Genomic DNA, 23,022 nt, shown 5'->3' on the forward strand with positions numbered 1-23,022 from the left:
TAACTTTCACACTTAGGTTTATTTCATCCTTATGTTTTAGTTTGGTTAGCTTTAGGGGTTTCCAGCAATTCAAGTAGTATTGGATAGGCTCTATCCTATCTCTACATATAAGTTTCCCTATATGCTGACTAATTTAGCTACTAACTCACGACTAAAGTCATGAGTATGCGTAGCTATTTTTTAATCAATTAAATGTCTTACTCGATTTTTATATTTCAAATCTTCCATTATAGATTTAATATCAATCTCATCTTCACTATATACATTTTCTTTCACTACTTTTAACTTAGATGATACTACACTTGGGTCTATTTCCAGTCTATCCAATATTTCTAAATATCCATTATATACAATTTCTCTCCAACCAATATCAATAAAATTTGTAATAAAATCTGGTTTATAAAAAATTTCTCCCAAATAAACTGCTGTATCTACATTTTCTATATTCACACCAAATAATTCTTTGTTATATGGTATAAATTCAATATGATTTATACATAATTTTTTTAGTATCGCTATACATTCCAATGTATATATCCATTCAGGAGTTATAATGAGAACTCTTTTTCCTTTTGGAATTTTACTCAACTTTTCCACTACATCTTTAGTATACATAGTTTTTACTAAAACTAATTTTTCTTTATTTCTCTTTATCCATTTGTCTACTATCTGTTCATCTAAATAATTCATCGCTACTATAACATCACAATTTGACAAGTTTGAGTCTTCTATATCATAAGTTTCTATTTTTGCAACATCTCCCAAAACCTTTTCAAGTTGCAATTTATATGCTACTTTTAACTTATCATTTATACCAGCTAAAATAATTTTTTTCATTTAGACCCCCACTATAAATGGCTATCCTATTTTTATGACCTCTTTTATCTTATCTACAACACCATTCTCAGTATTTCTCTTTGCTCTGAATCTAGCAATTTCTTTCAAATACTCATTTGCATTTTCCATGGCATAACTATGATAAGCACTCTTCATCATTTCTACATCATTCAATTGGTCGCCAAATACCATAGTTTCTTCATATTTTATATCTAACATTCTTTGTACTTTTTTTATAGCACTTCCTTTATTTGCACCTTTTGCAGTTAAATCAAGCCACTCTACTCCAGAAATACATACTTGAGCTCTATCAGAAAACTTTTCAAAGTAGATGCTATTATTATGTTCTGCACCTTTGAAGTCAAATATGGCTATCTTTAATATATCTCCTTCTACTTTAGTCAAGTCATCTACTACTTTAAACTTTGCATAGTAAGTACTAACTTCTTCTATAAACGCTTCATCTTTACTTTCTATATAAGCGTATTTTTTACCACTCATTACAATTTTCTTCCCTTTTACACTTCTTGTTGTTTCTATAATTTCATTTACTAATTCTTTATCCAAAGGATTTGATAATATTTCTTTTCCTTTATATACTACCAATGTTCCATTTTCTGAGATAAACATCATATCATCTTTTATATCTTCAAATTTCTTTATAAGATTCTGATACTGTCTACCACTTGCAGCTGAAAACATTATCCCTCTCTCTCTTAATTTTTTAAATACTTTATAAAACTCTGGATTTATTTCGCTCTTCTCATCTAACAAAGTTCCATCTAAGTCTGTTGCTATTAATTTTATCATACATTTCCTCCCCCAAATTATATAATTTATGATTATTTTTTATTATTTTTTATCAGTTTAAATTTTCAATTCCTATTATACACTAAAAATTCTAAATTACAATTTGCTCATTTTGTAAGATGATATAAGTATATCTAGGAAAATATTTTTTTCAATATATACATCAATTTATAAAAATTTAAGTCTTCATATAATCATATTCCAAGGAAATTAATAATAACTACACACTTTCTTCTATAAAATATTATAAAAATAATTATATTATGACAAACTTATGCTAATTTATTGTGTTTTTTATTGCTTATGCAACAAATTTTTAATATAATTAACTGTGTGTAATTAATAAATTTAGAAAGTAGGGGATATTATTGTCAGGACTCAAAAAGTTCGTTATATTTCTAGCCCTTTTAGTTATAGCATTTCCTGTTAGCATATATGGATATGTTTTTACTAAATTAAAAACTATCCAAGATGATAGTATAAATACAGAGGCGCTGAGTAGTAATGACTATAAAAATGAAGAAAGTATCACAAATATATTATTGCTAGGCACAGATGCAAGACCAGGAGAAGAAGTTTCTCGTTCAGATGCCATGATGATACTGACTATTGATAATAAAAATAAAAGCCTTAAATTAACTTCATTAAATAGAGACACTTATGTTAATATACCAGGGCATGGAGAGCAAAAACTAACACATGCTTATGTATATGGACAAGCTAACTTATTGATAGAAACTATAGAGGAAAACTTCGAAATTGACATACAAAACTATGCTGTAGTTGACTTTTTCTCTTTTATGGATATAGTTGATGCTCTAGGTGGAGTCACTGTTACTGTTGATAAGAGTGAAATAAGAGAATTAAATAAATTTATACCTGAAACTTATAAGTGGAATAAAAGTGATGACAAAGGTTCCCTTAAATATATAAGAAACTCAGGTGAGCAAAAATTAAATGGATATCAGACACTTGCATTTTCTCGTATAAGAAAAAATGATAGTACAGATCAAAGAGATAGAAGACAAAGAAGTGTTATACAAAGCTTGATAAATGGTGTTAAGGATTTACCAGTTACTAAATATCCTAATCTAGTTAATACAATACTTCCATATGTAAAAACTAATATGAATCCTAACGAAATAATATCTTTAGGAAAAGATTTATTAAGCATAGGAAATTTAAGTCTTAAATCTATGGAATTCCCTCTTTCTACTGACAATGGTAGAAAAATAGGTAAAGCAGGCTATGTAATTCCTTTTGAAGAATATGAATTAGATGCAATGCATGATTTTATATTTGAAGATATTATGCTGGAAGAATAAGTATTTACAAAACAAATCAATAATTTTATAGTAAGTACATACCTCTCAAATGCAAGTTTCTTTGCAATTGTGAGGTGTGTTTTTATTTTAAATTTTAAATTAAAATTTTTTTAATATATTACATATACTTTTAATTATATATATAAATTGACAAATTTTCTTATAAATTATATCTTTGTCTTTTTTTTGTAACTGAAACAAGTATTGAATATATCTCAATACTTTAATATAATTAAGTGTATGCTATTAAAAAATATACAGGAAAAAGAAGAAAGAAGGGGTACTTTTGTCAAAATTAAAGAAATTTGTTATACTACTGGCTTTCTTGGTAGTAATATTCCCTATAAGCGTCTATGGATATTTTTATTATAAATTATCTGCTATTCATGACTCGAGCATAAATAGTGATTTGTTAAATAATAATGACCATAAAAATGAAAATGGAATAACTAACATACTACTTATGGGAACAGATGCTAGACCAAATGAAGATTCTTCAAGGTCAGATGCTATGATGATACTTACTATTGATAACAAACACAATGATATCAAACTTACATCATTAGCTCGTGATAGTTATGTAGACATCCCTGGTTATGGTAAACAAAAACTTACTCATGCTTATGCTTATGGACAAGCTGATTTATTAATACAAACAATTGAAGATAACTTTAATGTTGATATTCAGAATTATGCTTGTGTTAATTTCGAATCATTTATGTATATAATTGATGCTGTTGGTGGCGTTGAAGTTACCATTGAAAAAGGTGAAATAAAAGAATTAAATAAATTTATTCCTGAGACTTATGGTTGGAATAAGAGTGATGATAAAGGTAGCATACAATACATTAAAAAATCAGGAGAACAAACTTTAAATGGATATCAAGCACTATCTTTTGCACGTATCAGACACAATGATACAGCTTTTGCTAGAGATGGCAGACAGAGACAGATTATACAAGCTATAATCAAGAAAACAGAAACTTTACCTGTCACTAAATATCCAGGTTTATTAGATGCTGTTCTTCCATATGTTAAAACTAACATGAAACCTAATGCAATACTTTCTTTAGGAGCACAAGTTTTAAAAATGGGTGACTTGAATGTTAAGCAATTTGAATTCCCTATTGATGATGAAATTCATAGTACAGGTGGTATATATGGAAAAGCTGGATGGGTTCTTAGATTTGACCCAGATACATTAGACATATTACATGATTTTATATTTAATGACATAGAATTTAAACAATAAGAAATTTAACATAAAGTTTATTGTAAATATAAGATTAAACATTAAAAAAGAACTATATTGCATAATTATCTTCAAGTTATTATTATACTTGATTATAAAATGCATATAGTTCTTTTTTATTTTCTAATTTATATTTATAATTTTCATTTTATTCTTATAAAACAAACTGTATATCAAACGAATTTTTCTATTACTTAACTAAGTTTAAGAAAGTATTTAATGAAGTTTGATTTATGCCATCACCAGCTTCATATACTAGAGTCGTTTTCTTAGGCTCTAAGGCAGTTTTCTGAGCAGATGTAACACTATTTCCAAGCATAACTACTGGTGATTTTAATTTAGCTGCTAAAGGACCTGATGTTAATGCATCTACTAACTGATTACTTTTACTTACAAACATTGATGGATATTCAGCATTTGGATAGAATTTTTGTATTACTTTTCCATTCGTTTCTTCTCTATTTTCTCCAGCTATTCTATTTTTAGATACATCATTTGTAATAACCTTATCTAATTTGTTTATTACTGAATCAGATATACTTAGATTACCACCTATAAAATAGGCATCCTTTATTTTTAAATCTGATATCCAGTTGTAAACATCATCACTTACATTGTCTTTTGATACTAATACTATTGGTTGCTTTTCCTCTCCTGCTTTTGAAGCTATAGAAAGAGAATCTGCTTCACCTGTACCACTTGTTATATATAGTTTTTCTACTGGATTAGTTTTTACTAATTCCTTTGCTATTAATAAAGATGTACTATATCTATCTGAACCGCCAACTCTATTTATTGATACATTTGATAGTGTATCTTTTATCTCATTCTCAACTTTATCTCCAATAGAGTTATTTCCTCCTATTAGAACAACTTTACTTGGATTAAGTCTTTTTATCTCATTTTTAGTAGATGTTGGTATATTATCCTTATTTACCAATAATATAGGAGCATCATTTGCTGTAGCAAGTGGTGTTGATGTTATACCATCAACTATAGAATATCCATTTACTAACACTACTGTATCTGAGTTTGTAGCCCAACCTTTTTTACTTATTTCTACTGCTGTATCATATCTTTCATTACCTCTTAATTTTTCCACTTTAACATTTGATGGTGGAGTAACTGGCTCTTCATTACTACTAGAATATAGACTCTTTAAATCATTTTGTATAGAAGTACTATTTGCTATATCTTTAGCTGAAAAATACATACTACCTTTTATTTCACTATATTTTCTATTTAATGTTACTTGTTGTACTATTTCTTTTGCTATATTTTGTCCATTATAACTTGATTGACCTTGCTTATATATACCTTGTCCTATGTATAAGTCTACATTTGTTCCTTTTACTTCATTAGCCCACCATGCTACTAATTTAGAGTAATCTGCAGCTTTAAGACCAATTGGCCAATAAAGTTGTGGAACTACATAATCAACTAATCCTTGTTTTATCCATGCTCTTGTATCTGCATATGTACCTACATAACTTTCATTACCTGATGTATCTGAGCCTGTTGGGTCACTACTCTTATTTCTCCATATTCCAGCTGGGCTTACACCAAATACAACATTAGACTTTATACTCTTTATAGATGCTTTTACATCTCTAAGTAGAGTATTTACATTTTCTCTTCTCCAATTGTCTTTATTCTGTCCATTTCCATATTTTTGATATGTCGAATTATCATTGAAACTTACTCCTGGATAGAAGTAATCATCAAAATGAACACCATCTATGTCATAATTTTGAACAACTTCTGCTATACTATCAACTATGTACTTTCTAACTTCTGGTAGACCTGGGTCATAGTAATACTTATTTCCATGTTTAATTACCCAACTTGGATTTTTCTTTGCTGGATGGTTAGCTGGTAATTTATCAATACTCTCATCTGCCATAGTTATTCTATATGGGTTAAACCATGCATGGAATTCCATACCTCTTTTATGTGCTTCTTCTATTAAAAATGGTAATGGGTCATATCCAGGGTCTTTACCTTGTGTCCCTGTAAGATATTCAGACCATGGATTTATATTTGATTTATATAAAGCATCTGATTTTGGTCTTACTTGAACCACTGCCGTATTTATACCTGCACTTTTTAATTTGTCTAATAAATCTGTGTATTCCTTTTTTTGCTTGGCTTCATTATTTTTAGTCTTAGGCCAGTCTAAATTATAAACTGTAGATATCCAAGCAGCTCTCATTTCCTTATCATTTGATGAATCAGCAAATGAACTTACGCTGCACATTGTAAGTGTCATTATAAGTGATAATACTAATATACTTATTTTTTTCATTTCATCCCCCTTAATTTCTAAAATTTATTTTTTTTTACAATATACTCCTTACTAAGTATATCTAAAATTCATATTATCTGTCAAATATTGAATAATATAGTTAAAATTTATATTTGATATTTGATTATAATATGAAATAATTTATTATAAAAAAAACAGCAAAGAAATTTATCTTCTTTGCTGTTTTTATAACGTTCATTACTATTTTAATATTACTAATCATTTCAATATTTATGTAAAACATTAAATGTAACTCTACATACTTAATGTTAATATTCAATCCTATGTAAATCTATCTTATTATTGTAAAACACGTGTAGCAGTTATAAGTCTTTTTGCATAATTAGTTCCTGGAGCCATGCTAGTAACTTTTACTACATCTCCTGTTTGTGGTGAATGTATGAATTTAGAATCTCCTACATACAATCCAACATGATTAATTGAACCACCTGAACCAAAGAAAACTAAATCTCCTGGTTTTAATTCTGCTCTTGATACTTTCTTTCCTACTGTTGCTTGTGATCTTGATACTCTTGGTAAATTAACTCCTGCTCCATTTTTATAGACATAAGAAGTGAACCCAGAACAATCAAAAGAGTTTGGTCCAGTTGCTCCCCATCTATATGGTTTACCTTGTTGCTTAAATGCTAAGTTTAAAACATTTTGTACCTTTGCGTCTACATTTCCACCTTCAATAGTTAAATAGTCTCCATTTACCCATCCTGTAACATTGTCAACTGATTTTATTTTAATCCATCCATTTGAATGTAATTCTAAAACTTCAACTTTGTCTCCTGTGTTTATCTTTCCTACTACTGAGTCATTTGCACTAGCTCCACTTCTCATGTTTAAGAAATCACATTGGTCTACTGTTGCACTCATAGGTGAATTAGTTAGCTCTGCTGCACTAGCTGTTATTGCTCCTGCTTCTACTGTGACAACTCCTGCTATTAACACCATAGCTATAAATTTTTTTAATATATGTTTTTTATTTTTAATATTCATCATAATCTTAAATACCTAATCCTTTCGAAAATTTAACATTTTTTTCATTTGTTTCCAATTCCTAATTAACATTCTAACTTACATCAAAATAAATTGCAACCTTTTTTGTAATCTTTTTGTAATCTTTTTGTAATCTTTTGTTTCTTTTTCACATATATTTGTTTCTTTTTGCTCCCTCTGGTTACAAATTAGAAATATATTCTACTTCTCACGAGTTGTTGCAATTTCCTTGATATTAGCATCTTCTGGTTTAATGTAAGTTGGCACTAATTTTCTCATAACACTATCTATTTTTTCAATCTCTTCATTGTTAGTAATTTCTCTTAAAAGTTTTAAGTATTTTGTTATTTTTTCTCTATCAACATCTATTGGTCTACCAATAAAAATCTTTTTATGCTCTGTATCCAATAGACCTTCTTCTGACATAAGTAGTTCTTCATATAATTTTTCTCCTGGTCTAAGACCAGAAAATTCAATTTTTATATCAACATCTGGTTCAAATCCACTGAATTTAATCAAATTTTTTGCTAAATCTAAGATTTTTACAGGCTCTCCCATATCAAGCACAAATATTTCTCCACCTTTAGCCATAGCTCCAGCTTGTATAACCAATCCTACTGCTTCTGGTATTGTCATAAAATATCTAATGATATCTGGATGTGTAACTGTAACTGGTCCACCATCTTCTATTTGCTTTTTAAAAAGTGGAATTACACTTCCATTACTGCCAAGTACATTTCCAAATCTAACAGCAACAAATTCAGTCTCACTTTCAGCATTAATAGTCTGTATAATCATTTCAGCTGCTCTTTTAGTAGCTCCCATTATATTAGTAGGATTTACAGCCTTATCTGTAGATATAAGGACAAATTTCTTAGCTCTATATTTTGAAGACAAGCCAGCTATGTTTAAAGTCCCAAATATGTTATTTTTTATAGCTTCACCAGGACTTGATTCCATAAGAGGAACATGTTTATGTGCTGCTGCATGAAATACTACTTCCGGTTTATATTTATTAAATATCTCATCCATTCTTTTTTCTTCTCTTATTGATGCTATTATAGTCTTTAAATCTAATTTATTTCTATATTTTCTAACCAATTCTTGTTGTATTGCATAAGCATTATTTTCATAATTATCAACTATAATAAGTTCTTTAGGATTAAATCCTGCAATCTGTCTGCAAAGCTCTGAACCAATTGAGCCTCCGCCTCCAGTTATTAGAATTACTTTTCCTTCAATATAATTACTTATCTCTCTTAAATTTGTTTTTATTGGCTCTCTCCCCAATAAATCTTCTATATCTACTTCTCTAATCTGTTTTATATCGACTTTTCCATCTATAATTTCGTAAATTCCTGGTATTGTCTTTATTTTACAGTTAGTATTTTTACACATATCAATAATTTCTTTTTTTCTATGTTTTTCTATATTTGCAATTGAAAAGATTATTTCATCTATATTGTATTTTTCAACTACATCTTTTACATTTGAAATTGTCCCTACAATCTTGACATTATGAATTATTCTTCCAACTTTATTTTCGTCATCATCAATTATAGCCACTGCTACCTTTTTAAGTTCTGAATTCCTTTTTAACTCCTGTATAACCATTTCGCCAGCATCTCCTGCTCCAATTATAAGGATATTTGAAACCTTTCCTCTGGAATATGTCTTATTCAAGACTATTCTTATAGCTCTGTATGCTATTCTCGCACCACTTGTAAACATTATAATAAATATTGTATTTAATACATAAAACATTATGGGATAATCAAAGCCTAATAATTTATTGATTATATAAGCTGGTATTAAATAAGCTAAAGTTGCAATAAAAATAGAGATAATTTCTTCTTCTCCTGCATATCTCCATAATGTGTTGTAACACTTAAATAATCTAAATGATACTATATGAAGTACAATATATATACAAACTGAAATTATTACATCATTAATAGTAAATACATCTAAATTGCCTGTCAAACTCAAAGACATTCGAAATGCTACTAGCACGCTACAAATATCTAGAATTAATAATGTTAATTGTCTAAATTTATATTTCTTAAAAAGCTTATCAAAAAAGCTTTCTTTCTCTAAATCTATACCTTCTCGCATAACTAGAAGCCCTCCATTAAACAGCAAAAGCTACGCACCTAAGCATAGCCAACAACATCTATCTTTTGCTGTATTTTTTAATTTTATTTTTTATGTTTATCCAATATAGAATCATAAATTTTTTCTATATCATTAAAGTTTAGATTAACTTCATAATTTTCTTTAACAAACTGACGTCCTTTTGTACCCATACTAAGTCTAAGTTCATCATCTTCCATTAATTTTACTATCGCATTTTTTATTTCTTCTGGTTGTTTTGGTTCTACAATTAAGCCAGTTTCATTTTCCCATACAGACTCTGGATGTCCACCTACATTTGTAACTATGACAGGTACTTGACAGGCTTCTGATTCTATAGCTGCCACACCAAATCCCTCTCTTAAAGAAGGAAATACAGTTACATCAAAGGAATTAAATGTCTTGCTGACATTCTCAGGAGATATTCTTCCTAAAAACTGAACATCTTCTTCTATACCTAATTCCTTAGTTAAATTCATTAGGTTGTCCATTTGGCTACCAGAACCACCTATTTTAAGAATTATTTTCTTCTCTTTATATTCATCTTTCAACATCTTAAATGCCTGTATTAAATATTCTATTCCGTATTTTTTTTCTAAGCTCTTTATAATTCCTATTACAAAAGCATCTTCTTTTTCTACTTCCATAGGTTTAAATCTATCCATATCTACTCCGAAAAAGGTTACATCTACATGTTTTGCTGTATATTTATTAGCCTCTTTAGCCATATCTCTACTATTTGAAAAAATATAGTCTGCTTTTCTAAAGTTATGCTTTATAATTTGTTTTTGTATAAAACCATTGTTGGGGAAATCATAAATATCAGTGCCCCAAACAGAAATAATATATGGATGATACCCAAGTAAACTTCCTATAAATCCATAACTACTTGCATACTGTGCATGTAATATATCTGGCTTTATTTCATTCACTAGCTTCTTTATTTTTTTTATTGAGCCTAGGTATCCTGTTTTTTTAGAAATATTTTCATTTTTTAGCTCTTCTACATTAGAACCAAAGTCATAAATTTGTATACCTTCCATGTGACCTCCATTTAGAGAGATTACATGAATGTCATATCCTTTATTCTTAAAAAAACTACACCATTTTAAAGTATGAGGATTTGACCCATCAGCTAAATAACAAACAGTCTTCATAATATTTACCTTCCTATCGAATAATACTCAATCCCAAGTTCTTCCATATCTTTAATCTTGTAACAGTTTCTTCCGTCAAGAACTAGAGGATTTTTCATCTTTTCCTTATACTTATGTATATCATAATTTAGGACATCTTTCCATTCTGTCATTATAAAACATATCTCTGCATCTTCTATTGTATCATCTATAGAATTGGCATAAAGTATAGAATCGCCAAATATTTTCTTAGTATTGTTGACACCAATTGGGTCATATACTGTTACTCTTGCTCCTCTTTCAAGCAAGTATTTTATATTCGGTATAGATGGTGCTTCCCTTATATCATCAGTATCTGGTTTAAAAGTCAGACCTAATACAGCAACCTTCATATCTTGAAAACTCTCAACTAATTTTGATGCTTTTCTAACTAATTTAAGCTTTTGACTTTCATTAACTTCGATTGCAGCCTTTACTGTTTTTAGTTCATAGCCATTATGTTCAGATAACCAATGAAGTGCTTTTGTATCTTTTGGGAAACAAGAACCTCCATACCCTATACCTGCCTTTAAAAACTTACTTCCAATTCTATCATCATAACTCATTCCTAAAGCCACATCTTCTACATTAGCTCCAGCTATTTCACAAAGATTTGCAATATCATTCATAAATGATATTTTAAGTGCCAAGAAATTATTTGATGCGTACTTTATCATTTCAGCACTATTTCTATTTGTAACTATTATAGGTTGATTAAAAGGCTCATAAATTTTCTGTAATATGTCTCTAGCCCATTCACTTTCTACACCTATAACAATTCTTGAAGCATGTAAAGTATCTCTTACTGCTGTCCCTTGTGACAAAAACTCTGGATTAGATGCCAATTCTATTTTCACATCATTTTTTAAATTTCTACTTATATAATCTTCTATTTCTTCATTTGTACCAATTGGTACTGTAGATTTGATTACTACTAGAGTATCCTTTGTTACAGTTTCAGCTATTTGCTTTGCAACTGCCTTTATATAATCTAAATTAGCTGAACCATCACTTCTTTCTGGCGTGCCTACAGCTATTAATATTACATCTACATCTTCATAAGCTTTTTTATAGTCAGTAGTGTAATCTATTCTTCCTCTATTGTAATTTTTAACCATAAGTTCTTCTAGGCCTTCTTCATATATAGGAGCTATTCCTAGCTTCATTGATTTAACCTTTTGTTCGTCTACATCAACACAAATTATATTCTCATTACCTACTTCTGCTAGACAAACGCCTGTAACCAATCCTACATATCCAGTCCCAGCTATAGCTATTTTCATTATTTTTACCTCCAAGTATATAAAACTTATACTCTCTTCTTGATAGCATTAAAAACATAAAAACAAAATACATATAGACTTTTTGGCAAACTTAAATTTTCAACATTTCTATAAGTATTCCAAGTTCTTTTTAATGCTTTTATTTTATTACTAGATATAGAATTTCCAACTAATCTGTAATTTACTAAATCTTCATAAATACCATACGCATACTCTTCTTTTTTAAGTAATTGTAACCAAGTTGCAGTATCTTGTCCTCTTCTTACCAAAGGCATATTAAATTCGCCTACGATATTCTTATCAATGACTACAGTAGAGCACCCTATTATAGTATTTCTAAGTAACCCTTCATAATCAATCTTTTTAGGAGCTCTTGCAACTTTACTCGTTTTCGTTCCATCTTCTCTCATATATCTATAAGATGTAAAAGAAAATCCGATATTTTCTTTTAACATATATCCTATCTGAATTTCTAACTTTTTACTATCCCATAAATCATCACTATCTATAAATGCAATAAATCGACCTTCCGCATTTTTAATTCCTACATTCCTAGATACTGCAGCTCCAGAATTTTTTTCAAGCTTTATATATTTTATTCTAGCATCTTCTTTTTGAAAACTTTTTATAATTTCACTTGAATTGTCCTTAGAACAATCATCCACTAATAAAAGCTGCCAATTTTTATAAGTTTGATTTTGGATTGACTTTATTGTCTCTGATAAAAACTCTTCTGAATTATATACAGGAGTAATTATCGATACTAAAGGCTCATTCATATTTTTACTCTCCTTATATAGCAACTAGCAGTACTATACCAACAAGTTTACTTAGATACTAATTTTCTTTGTCCAATATATTTGTAATATCCTAATGGGAATAATACTAAATACAACAATTTATCAGATATTTTATTGATTTCTCCAAAATAATGGCTATCGGACAACAATGAATATCTAGCTAAATTTATGTAATTTTTTATCCACATATATGGATATCTACCTAAAGGATATGTATTTTGATTTATCAAATATAAAAATTCTAACGCTCTACCTCTTAACGAATTTTTACTTAAGATATTTTTTGTTAAACCATCATCCAAATAATCTCTTATTATCATAGGCTTGTTTACACATTTAACTTTATAGTATTTAGACATTTCATTCCATACTACACTTTCTGGTAAAAACCTCACTTCTTTTCTTTCTGGAAAAGGAAATTTTATAAGTTCATCAGTTACAAATACTATACTTTTATCTCCCTTAACACCGTACTTAAAATATAGGTCTGCAAAGTGACATATTTTCTTATCTTCAGGCATTTCTGTCCCTATTAAATCTCCACTTGGGTATACACAAAGTCCAACAACTCCACTAAATCCTTCTTTATTCTCTACAGAATTCCATTCATTATTAGCAATTTCAAGAGAATCTTTAATTAAACCATCATCACTATCTACAATGAAAAATAGCTCTCCATCTGCATTTTTTACACCTAGATTTATTGCAGTATGTTTTCCTCCATTTTCTTTGTATATATATCTTATATTTAATTTATTTTCTGATATAAATTTTTCAACTAATTCTTTAGTACCATCTTCACTTCCATCATCAACAATCAGCCATTCAAAATCATTGAAGTCATAAGTTTGAGCTTTTAAATCATTGTACAAATTTTCAAGTAAATGAGCTCTATTATATGTTGGAGTAAATACAGTAAATTTATATTTATACATTAATTAAATCTTCCTCTCTATCTAACTTTTTTTGATTCCATTTATTCCATAATTAATAAAGTAGTATACAGCTTTGTATAGAGGTATTTTTTCTATATTTCTATATATATTCCAAGTCCACATGGCAGCTTTTATTTTATTACCACTTAGTGAATTACTAGACTTTCTATATAATGCTAAAACTTCGTTTATTCCGTGGGCAATATGCCCTCTTTTCAATATAGATAACCATAAAACATAATCTTCATGTCTTACACCACTCATTTTTATTTCAAAATCTAGCTTAGACTTATCTATTACAACAGTAAGACATCCTAAGATATTTCCTTTTAATAATCTTCTATAATCTACATTAGGTGGTACTTTTATTACCTTGTTTAATTTTTTGTCATTTTCATCCATCAGTTCATATGAAGTAAATGATATTACATAATCATTTTCTAACATAAAGTTTACTTGTTTTTCTAATTTACTACTATTCCACTGGTCATCACTATCTAAAAAAGCTATAAATTGTCCTGTTGCCTTGCTTAGTGCTAAATTTCTAGCATTAGAGACACCCTTATTAGTCTCAGTCTTTATACATTTTATTCTGCTATCCTGTTGCATATAAGATTTGACTATATTAGGACTATTATCTGTTGAGCAATCATCAATAATTAACATTTCCCATTCTTGATAAGTTTGGTTTAATACTGATTTTATGGTTGCTTCAATAAATTTTTCAGAATTATACATGGGAGTAATTATAGATACTAAATTCTTCTTCATATTACCTTCCTCATCATTTATAAAATATTTATTTAATTTTACTTATTACACAATCATATATCCTCTTGCAGTTCTTATTGTCATTATATCTGAAAAACTTATTTCTCTCATTTTTTTGGTTATCCATAACCTCAAAATTATTTTCAATAATATCAATAAGTTTATTCACAGCTTCATCATTATTATAAGCTAAAGACCCAAACATTTCGCCTTTCAAATCTATATATGAATCAACTTTTTCCATATATTCCTCCAAATCAAATTGGTAAAACAATATAGGTCTATTCATATATAAAAAGTCTATAGCTACACTTGAATAATCAGTTATATTTGCAGCTGATTTTCTAATTTCATTTGCTAGAGTTACTCCTTTGTCTAAAAACACAATTCGTTTTCCCGTTATATTTTCTTTTATGTCATCTATAAACTCATGCATAAGATGATGCATATAAATTTTTACATTTATATCTTTCTCATCTAGTATTTTATTTAACTTACCATCATTCAAGAAATTCATTATATTTTTAAAATAATCTGTGTCTGTAAATTTTCCTGAACTAAATTTTATCCAATCTCTCCATGTAGGAGTATATAATATATCTCGTGTTTGTGCAACTTCATTTGTTGGTAAATTGTCATATCTTGCATTTCCAATTATATAAACTGAGTCATCTAACATTCCCCAATCATTTACCATAACATTTCTTTCAAACTCAGAACTTGCTGTAACTATATTATAGCTTTTATATAGGTTATCTATAATATTTTTAAATTTTTTATTCATTGGTTTTCTCTTTTTGAAACTTATAGTCCCATGATTTAAGAACACTTTTACCGTCTTTTTATGAAAATAATTAAGAACAGGTACAGCAAAATTATATGGTGCTATATCTGCTGATGGCGCATGTGAAAATACTATAGCTTTTGAATTGTAATAATATAGATAGTTTTCTACACTTCCTCTTATTAATTTTTTGCCTGGAATTTTATCAAATACTTTACTGTCTTTATTTACTACCCAATAAGTTTCTACATCATTGTGTTCTTTCAACATATACTCATAAAAAAACTTTGCATTATCATTGTATATATCTCCTGAATGTCCACCTATAAGCCAGATATTTCTACCATTAAACTTATGCTTACTAAATGGATACATAAAAAAAGCCAAAAGCATATTTATTAAAAATTTAACCTTGTCCATAAACACCATCCTCATTATAACTTATACTGTCTAAATCCATTAATTCTTCCTTTTATAGTGGCACTATGATAATCTCTGTTGGAACTCAATATAAGACCACCTATATTTCTTACAAGTTTTGATGCCATAACCTTTACAAACTTATAATTCTTTCTATAGACTATTTCTTTTTTACAAAGTGCTCCAAAACCTCTTCCATAGTTATAATCTTTTTGATACTTTTCTTTAGATTTAGAATGTTTTTTGGCAGGATGGTAAATTATATCATCTCCAAAGTATTTTCCTTTAAAGCCTAAACTCAATAAATTTAAAACATAATCTATCTCTTCACCAGCACCAAATTCTCCACCAACACCTAATTTTTCATCAAATCTTGTATATTCTTTATCTTCAAAATCAATAAAAAAAGTTATAGATGTTATAGTATTTAAAACGTTGGAACTTGTAATATCACAAGTTCCGTCCGCCATTTTTTTAAATGCATCAACTTTATTTGCATCCATAGTCTTGCAACTGTATATTTTATATCCTTTATTTTGATTAAAGAAATTTATAACTTTTTCTAACGTATCATTTTCGTAAACACAGTCATCATCAGGGAAACCTATAATTTGACCTTTAGCGTTATTTATTCCTACATTTCTGTTATAACTTAACCCCAGCTTATCGCTTTTTATATACTTTATATCTAACTTATCAATGTATTTGTCAACTATTTCCTTAACTTTGTTATTATCATTTTGATCTACTACTATAAGTTCAAAGTTTTTGTAAGTTTGCCTTTCTAAGCTGTCCATAAGTAAGTATATATCATCATATCTATTTAATGTTGGCATTATTAATGATATTAACATTACTACCTCCTACTTTTCATTTTCCACAGTTCTACATTTCTTTTATCATTTAATATTACTTCTTTTATTAGTAATACTATTGCAAAACTAAATGAAGCCTCTAATAGTAAGTTTTCTGCAAAAGAGTATAGTAAAAATATAAATAAAGCTACTAAATACTCTTTCTTATCTTTTTCTATAAAACTTCCTATACCTTTATACATCAAATACATAAATAATATACAAGCAATTACTCCTAACACACTAATTATATATATATAAGAACTGTCTAATGGATTAGTTGCTTTTATAGCTGCGCTATATGAATTTCCAAAAGGTTTCATAAAATTTCCTGCTTCAGCTAAGTATACATGCCAATACTTAGGTCTACTTGCTAATAATCTATTTAATATACTGCTCTTAGAAAACATCATACCAATAGCTACACTGGATAAAGTAAGTATTATTGGCAATATCTTTACAAGTGTTGGTAGACCTTTTATTTTTTTTATGTTTATCAATCTTATTATTTCTACAAATATTAATCCTGCTAATATAGTAAAAAATCCAGTTCTACTATATGTCGTTTGATAAACAAAAAATGCAGAACCAAATAAAATTATTCTATCCCATTTATTATAGTTTTTATATCTTAAGAATATATATGCTGCATATATAGTAACCATATGATAAAATACACTATTTGGATTACCAAGCCCAAAATCCATTCTTGTAACAAGCATATCTATATTTTCTATATATCTATAGTGGACTTCTTGATTAAATACTAATGAAGGAAATAAATTAAATAATAATATAGCTGCTATTAAAAAACATGCAGATATTATTAAGTAACTTTTAACTATATATTTATCATCTATTTTTTTAGCTGATACAGCTAGTAAGACAATCAATAGTATAGCTCCTTCTCTATTTAATACATAAAGTAAGACACAAGCTCCAACTAGAAACATTTCTGTTATACTTTTTCTCTTATCAAATAAAAAAAGTAGCATTAGTATTCCTATTGAAGAATAAAATAACGCTGATTTAATCATCCCTAGATTTATATTTGGGTCAATAAATGATATCATATACTTTCTAAGTACTATGATAAACAAAACAAATATATAAAGATATTTTTTCATCATAATATTTCTATCATCGTTTAAAGTCTTCATTTTACTTTCTCCCTTTTAGTTTCGTAAAGTATTACTTGCAAATATTTTACAACACTTCCATATCTTATTTGCACCTGTTAAGTGTTTGCTTTCTAAGAAATAATTTCTCTTTTTAGCCCAACTTTTTCCCCACCAATGTATACCAAAAGTGTTTTCTGTTATACATTCTGGTGTAAAGTCTTCTTTAAATCCAAAAGGATAAAAATATTCTTTATCATAGACACGAATGCCTTCTTCATAATTATTTGGGTCAATCTTCTTATAATTTTTTTCCATAAGATGAGTCATTATCTTTGGTATTGTAAACAATGAAGAAGTAAGTACTTCTTTTTCATAATACTCCAATAAGTCTTTTAAAAAAGGATGTCCTTTTTCTACACCTATTATAGCACCATTTATATATTCTCTATCATCTTCATATCCACATATCAACCTATTATTTTCTAAAAGAGGAGTTATATCCTTTAAGATTTGCATATCTGTATCCATATAAACTCCACCTTGTTCATAGAGTACTTTTATTCTTGTATAATCAGATATAAATGCCCAAAGCTTTCTTTTATAACATTCTTCCAAAAACTTATTTCCTTTTATTTCCTTCTCTATATCAAAGTTTTTTTCATTCCACTCTACTATCTCATATTCTGGAAGTTTTTCTTTCCAAGAATTTATACATATATTTTCTATATTTCCTTTTGGACCACCAAACCATACATAATGTATTTTTTTAGGAATCAAATGAACACCTCCTACATATATTCTTGTCTATCTTCTTCTTTTAATTGCTCTACTATCTTTTTGACATCTTGAGCTTTATCTTTTCTGCAAACCATAACTGCATCATTCGTAGATACTACTATCAAATCACTAATACCTATTGTTGATATTAATTTGTCATCTGAATATATAATTGAGTTTTTAGTGTCTATAGTAATATTTTCACCTCTTTTGATGTTACCTTCATCATCAGTTGGATATATTGCACCTAGAGAATCCCAAGAACCAACATCATTCCATCCAAAATCACCAGGAACTACTATAACATCATTACTTCTTTCCATAATACCATAATCTATGGAAATTGATTGTATTGTTGGATATATTTCTTTTATTTTTTCTATTTCTTCTTCTGTACCTAAGTAATTACTGATTTCCTCTAATTTCTCATATACTTTAGGTAAGTATCTCTTAAAATCTTCTAATATTTTAGATACCTTCCATACGAACATTCCACTATTCCATACATATTTTTTAGAGTTTACATATCCTTTAGCATTTTCATAGTTTGGCTTTTCTACAAACTCCACTACTTCATATGCAACATTTTCTATTGTGTTTTCTCTATTAAAATTTATGTATCCATATCCTGTTGATGGGAATGTAGGAGTTATCCCAATAGTTACTAGTTTATCATTATTTTCTGCTATATAGATAGCCTTTTCTAATATAGATTTAAATTCTTTTTCATCTTTTATATAATGGTCAGCTGGATATACACACATAACACCATCACCATATTTTTTCATTATGTTAAAAGCTGCAAAGCCTATAGCTGCCGCTGTATTTCTAGCACATGGTTCTGGCAATATATTACTATCTAAACATTTATCTTTTACTGTATCCTTTAGAGCTTCTAATTGCTTCTCATTAGTTACTATAAATAAATCGTCTTTTTTTGCTAGAGAATCTATTCTGTTTATAGTTTCATTTATTAAAGCATCTTCTCCACTTAAATTTATAAGCTGTTTAGGTACTTCTTGTCTACTAAGTGGCCAGAAACGAGTTCCGCCTCCTCCAGCCATTATGACATTGTATACTTTCATTGTTTATCTCCCCTTAGCTTTTTATATAGAATCCACTACATTTAATATATAAGATATTAAATTTTTCAATTTTAATTCTACATCTTCTTGGTTGTCTGAGTTTGCTCCAAAGTAAAATTTAATTTTAGGTTCTGTACCTGAAGGTCTTATAGCTATCCAAGAACCATCTTCAAGTAAAAATTTAAGTACATCTGATTTAGGTAAATCATCAACTCCATCTTTATAATCCAAAATCTTATCTACTTTTACATCAGCCACATTATCTATTTTAACACTTCTAAAGTAAAGCATCATCTCTTTTATTTTTTTTATTCCATCTATACCTTTTAAAGTCACTGACTTTAATTCTTCCTTATAATATCCAAATTTATTATATGTATCTATCAAAGCTTCATACAAGTTCATACCTTTTGAAGAATAATATGCTGCCATTTCACATATCATAAGTGAAGATACAACACCATCTTTATCTCTAGCATGAGTTCCAATTAGGTAACCATAGCTTTCCTCATATCCCATTATAAAACTTCTATTATTACTTTCTTCAAATTCTTTTATTTTTTCTCCTATAAATTTGAATCCTGTTAAAGTATTTAAACAATCTACATTATAATCTCTCGCTATTTTTGCACCTAATTCTGATGTAACTATAGTTTTTATTATTGTAGGATTGTTTTTAGGAAGTTTATTTTCTTCAACTAAACTCTCTATTATATACCTAACTAAAAGTGAGCCAACTTGGTTTCCATTTAGGACTATATATTCACCACTTGAATCTTTTACAACAACCCCTACTCTATCACAATCGGGGTCTGTTCCTATTATCAAATCAGTAGCATTACTCTTTGCCATTTCAATAGCTATATTAAATACTGACTTTTCCTCAGGATTAGGATACTTAACTGTTGAAAAATTAGAATCTGGCAATTCTTGTTCTTTAACCACCATCACATTTTCAAATCCACATTCATTTAAGACTCTTCTTACTGGCTTATTACCAGTCCCGTGAATAGGTGTATATATTATTTTTAATTTTTTACCATATTCATTTATTATATTTTGTCTTAGCACTTGTTTCCTAACAGCCTTTATAAACTCATCATCTACTTCATTATCTAATATAGTTATTAAATTTTTAGATAAAGCTTCTTCAAAATCTAGACTTTTAATAATACTGTAATCATCAATCTTATTAACTTCTGTTATTATATCATTTGCCATATCTATACAGATTTGACCCCCATCTGAGTCATATACCTTATATCCATTGTACTCTTTAGGATTGTGACTTGCTGTTATTACTACTCCCATAGCACACTTTAAGTATCTAACAGCAAAAGAAAGTTGTGGTGTAGGCTTTAATTCTTCAAAAATATAAGCCTTTACACCATAAGCACTTAGAGTCTTTGCTACTTCTATACAAAACTCCCTCGACATATATCTACTATCATGTGCTATAACTACTCCCTTTTGTTTTCCTTCTTCTCCTTGAGTCTTTATGATATAATTTAAAACTCCAAGTGTAGCTCGTCTAACAGTATAAATATTGATTCTATTAGTTCCCGCTCCTATTATACCTCTTAAACCACCTGTTCCAAACTCTAAATTTTTGTAGAATCTATCTTGTATTTCTTTTTCATCATCTTTTATGCTTAATAGCTCATTTTTCGTTTGTTCATCAAAATAAGGAGAATTCAACCACATTTCATAATTATTCTTATAATCCATATTTTCATCCTTTCTGACTTTATTTTAATTTTCTAATATAAGTGTCTATCTTTTAAGTAGTTTTTGTTTTCCTTTTCTTAAAAATTCAAAAGCTAAATCCATCTCTTCTACTTTAAATAAAACTATCAATATCGTATATACAGAAGCTCCACCTAATACCCCTACTCCAACTGATATAATTTCTTTAATTGTCCCTGCACCTATAAATGCATATAGATTATTATATATCAATAAAGTTACTACTGCCATTACACCTGATGCTACCAAACTTTTTAGACCAGTCTTTATAATTTTATCTCCTCCAAAATATCCATTCTTCTTTTTAAGAGATATAAACAATAATATAACTGTAATTATATTTGAAGTACTAGTTGATATAGCAATACCTGCATGACCCAGTGGTCTTATCAATATTAAGTTAAGAACTATATTTATTATTAAAGCTATACTTCCATTTATCATTGGCGTCTTTGTATCTGCAAGAGAGTAAAATGCCCTATATAAAACATCTCTTACTCCACAGGCTAATAGCCCTAGTGAATACAATCTAAGTGCTATAGATGTAAGGTCTGTTGATAATGCGTCGAATTTACCCCTTTGGAATAAGATTCTAACTAAAGGTTCTGCTAATATAATAGCTCCAATAGATATAGGAAGCACCACCAATATGATACAGTTTGATGATTTTACAATAGTACTTATAAATCCTTCTTTATTATCTTTGCCTGACATTTTTGCTAGCTTAGGATATATAACTGTTATTATAGATGTAACAAATAATGCCATAACAAACTCATTTAGTCTATTTGCATAGTTAAGAGCTGACAACTTCCCATCTCCTAAAGTCGTTGCCAATAACCTGTCAACAAATATATTTAACTGTCCAACAGCTACTCCTATTAACATAGGTAATACCAGACTAACTAATTCTTTTATAGACTCATCTTTTAAATTTATATACGGCTTATACTTATAGGACTTCTTAAATGCAAAGGGCAACTGAAATAATAGTTGACTCGCCATAGCAAACAGTGCTCCTGCTGGTAGTATCCATATATTTTTACCTGCACTTAGTGCTATTGCTGCTATTATTATAATGTTATATGGAATTCCTATAAGACCAGGAATTACAAAACTGTCATTTACCTGTAAAAATGAACTAAATATTTTACTTCCACTCAGGAACAAAACGCCTGAAATCATTATTTTAGTAAATAGTATTGCTGCTTGGAACTTAGCAGGATCATTTCTAAACCCAGCTGCAAATACAGTAACAAATTCCTCTGTAAATAAAAGCCCAAGAATAGCTATTATTATAGCCATTATATAGCATATATTTAAAACATTATTAGTAAATTTTAAAGCACCTTCATCTCCAAGTCTTTTCTTTGTCTCAAAGTACATAGGTATATAAGTTGTAGCAATTGCAGAACCTATGACTGCTATGATTAAACCAGGTATATTTAATGTTAATACAAATACGTCTGCATACATACCTGTTCCATAGTAATTTGCAAGTACAAGTTCTCTAAGGAAACCTAATACTTTTGAAAACATAGTGGCTGCCATAATCCACAATGCTGCTTTAGCTGTTTTTGACATTTTCTTTCTCCTTATCTATT

19 protein-coding genes are annotated in these 23,022 nt (G+C 28.5%); 2 read left to right on the forward strand and 17 right to left on the reverse strand.

All coding sequences use genetic code 11. From position 1 onward, the window contains the following. Window positions 1-180: 180 nt before the first annotated feature. Both ACTG47_RS15010 and ACTG47_RS15015 read right to left on the reverse strand, forming a co-directional pair. Window positions 181-837: a hypothetical protein gene (locus ACTG47_RS15010; RefSeq protein WP_479925143.1), complete on the reverse strand. Its 657-nt coding sequence runs from the start codon at window positions 835-837 to the stop codon at window positions 181-183. Between the two features lie 21 nt (window positions 838-858). Beyond that, window positions 859-1,647: an HAD family hydrolase gene (locus tag ACTG47_RS15015; protein ID WP_169464925.1), complete on the reverse strand. Its 789-nt coding sequence runs from the start codon at window positions 1,645-1,647 to the stop codon at window positions 859-861. A gap of 368 nt (window positions 1,648-2,015) precedes the next feature. Here ACTG47_RS15015 and ACTG47_RS15020 point away from each other — a divergent pair, with 368 nt between their 5' ends. Beyond that, the gene (locus ACTG47_RS15020) at window positions 2,016-2,972 is read left to right on the forward strand and encodes an LCP family protein (RefSeq protein WP_479925144.1); all 957 of its coding nucleotides are present in this window, start codon (window positions 2,016-2,018) and stop codon (window positions 2,970-2,972) included. A gap of 286 nt (window positions 2,973-3,258) precedes the next feature. Next, entirely contained in the window at window positions 3,259-4,224 is a 966-nt protein-coding gene (locus tag ACTG47_RS15025) for an LCP family protein (protein WP_479925145.1), read from the forward strand. Between the two features lie 190 nt (window positions 4,225-4,414). Here the strand turns inward: ACTG47_RS15025 and ACTG47_RS15030 are convergent, their stop codons facing one another. The 15 genes from ACTG47_RS15030 to murJ all read right to left on the reverse strand — a co-directional run bounded on the left by ACTG47_RS15030 (window position 4,415) and on the right by murJ (window position 23,002). Further along, window positions 4,415-6,529 (reverse strand): cell wall-binding glycosyl-hydrolase Cwp19, encoded by a 2,115-nt coding sequence (locus tag ACTG47_RS15030; RefSeq protein ID WP_479925146.1) that lies wholly within the window; start codon window positions 6,527-6,529, stop codon window positions 4,415-4,417. Between the two features lie 300 nt (window positions 6,530-6,829). Continuing rightward, entirely contained in the window at window positions 6,830-7,537 is a 708-nt protein-coding gene (locus ACTG47_RS15035; protein WP_479925147.1) for a C40 family peptidase, read from the reverse strand. A gap of 198 nt (window positions 7,538-7,735) precedes the next feature. Next, window positions 7,736-9,649 carry a polysaccharide biosynthesis protein gene (locus tag ACTG47_RS15040; protein ID WP_479925148.1) on the reverse strand — a complete coding sequence of 638 codons (1,914 nt, stop codon included), beginning with the start codon at window positions 9,647-9,649 and terminating at the stop codon, window positions 7,736-7,738. An 83-nt stretch (window positions 9,650-9,732) separates the two neighbouring features. Continuing rightward, window positions 9,733-10,824 (reverse strand): glycosyltransferase, encoded by a 1,092-nt coding sequence (locus ACTG47_RS15045; RefSeq protein ID WP_479925149.1) that lies wholly within the window; start codon window positions 10,822-10,824, stop codon window positions 9,733-9,735. Between the two features lie 5 nt (window positions 10,825-10,829). Then, a complete protein-coding gene (locus ACTG47_RS15050) occupies window positions 10,830-12,125 on the reverse strand; it encodes a UDP-glucose dehydrogenase family protein (protein WP_479925150.1) in 1,296 nt (431 codons plus the stop codon). A 26-nt stretch (window positions 12,126-12,151) separates the two neighbouring features. Further along, entirely contained in the window at window positions 12,152-12,904 is a 753-nt protein-coding gene (locus ACTG47_RS15055; RefSeq protein WP_054271349.1) for a glycosyltransferase family 2 protein, read from the reverse strand. Window positions 12,905-12,951: 47 nt separating this feature from the next. Then, entirely contained in the window at window positions 12,952-13,860 is a 909-nt protein-coding gene (locus tag ACTG47_RS15060; protein WP_479925151.1) for a glycosyltransferase family A protein, read from the reverse strand. A 21-nt stretch (window positions 13,861-13,881) separates the two neighbouring features. Next, window positions 13,882-14,631, reverse strand: a complete 750-nt coding sequence (locus ACTG47_RS15065; protein WP_054271351.1) for a glycosyltransferase family 2 protein — start codon at window positions 14,629-14,631, stop codon at window positions 13,882-13,884. 28 nt (window positions 14,632-14,659) lie between these two features. Then, window positions 14,660-15,835 carry a CDP-glycerol glycerophosphotransferase family protein gene (locus tag ACTG47_RS15070; RefSeq protein WP_479925152.1) on the reverse strand — a complete coding sequence of 392 codons (1,176 nt, stop codon included), beginning with the start codon at window positions 15,833-15,835 and terminating at the stop codon, window positions 14,660-14,662. 14 nt (window positions 15,836-15,849) lie between these two features. Then, entirely contained in the window at window positions 15,850-16,689 is an 840-nt protein-coding gene (locus ACTG47_RS15075; RefSeq protein WP_479925153.1) for a glycosyltransferase family 2 protein, read from the reverse strand. Between the two features lie 2 nt (window positions 16,690-16,691). Further along, window positions 16,692-17,849, reverse strand: coding sequence for a polysaccharide polymerase (locus tag ACTG47_RS15080; RefSeq protein ID WP_479925154.1), 1,158 nt, complete (start codon window positions 17,847-17,849; stop codon window positions 16,692-16,694). Window positions 17,850-17,864: 15 nt separating this feature from the next. Continuing rightward, window positions 17,865-18,587, reverse strand: coding sequence for a glycosyltransferase (locus ACTG47_RS15085; RefSeq protein WP_054271355.1), 723 nt, complete (start codon window positions 18,585-18,587; stop codon window positions 17,865-17,867). 11 nt (window positions 18,588-18,598) lie between these two features. Beyond that, window positions 18,599-19,672: a mannose-1-phosphate guanylyltransferase gene (locus tag ACTG47_RS15090; RefSeq protein WP_479925155.1), complete on the reverse strand. Its 1,074-nt coding sequence runs from the start codon at window positions 19,670-19,672 to the stop codon at window positions 18,599-18,601. Window positions 19,673-19,693: 21 nt separating this feature from the next. Further along, on the reverse strand, window positions 19,694-21,400 hold the full coding sequence (locus ACTG47_RS15095) for a phospho-sugar mutase (RefSeq protein WP_479925156.1): 1,707 nt from the start codon (window positions 21,398-21,400) through the stop codon (window positions 19,694-19,696). Window positions 21,401-21,445: 45 nt separating this feature from the next. Beyond that, window positions 21,446-23,002, reverse strand: coding sequence for a murein biosynthesis integral membrane protein MurJ (gene murJ, locus ACTG47_RS15100; RefSeq protein ID WP_479925157.1), 1,557 nt, complete (start codon window positions 23,000-23,002; stop codon window positions 21,446-21,448). Between the last annotated feature and the right edge of the window lie 20 nt (window positions 23,003-23,022).

It is taken from the genome of Clostridioides sp. LIBA-6622 (assembly GCF_056716095.1).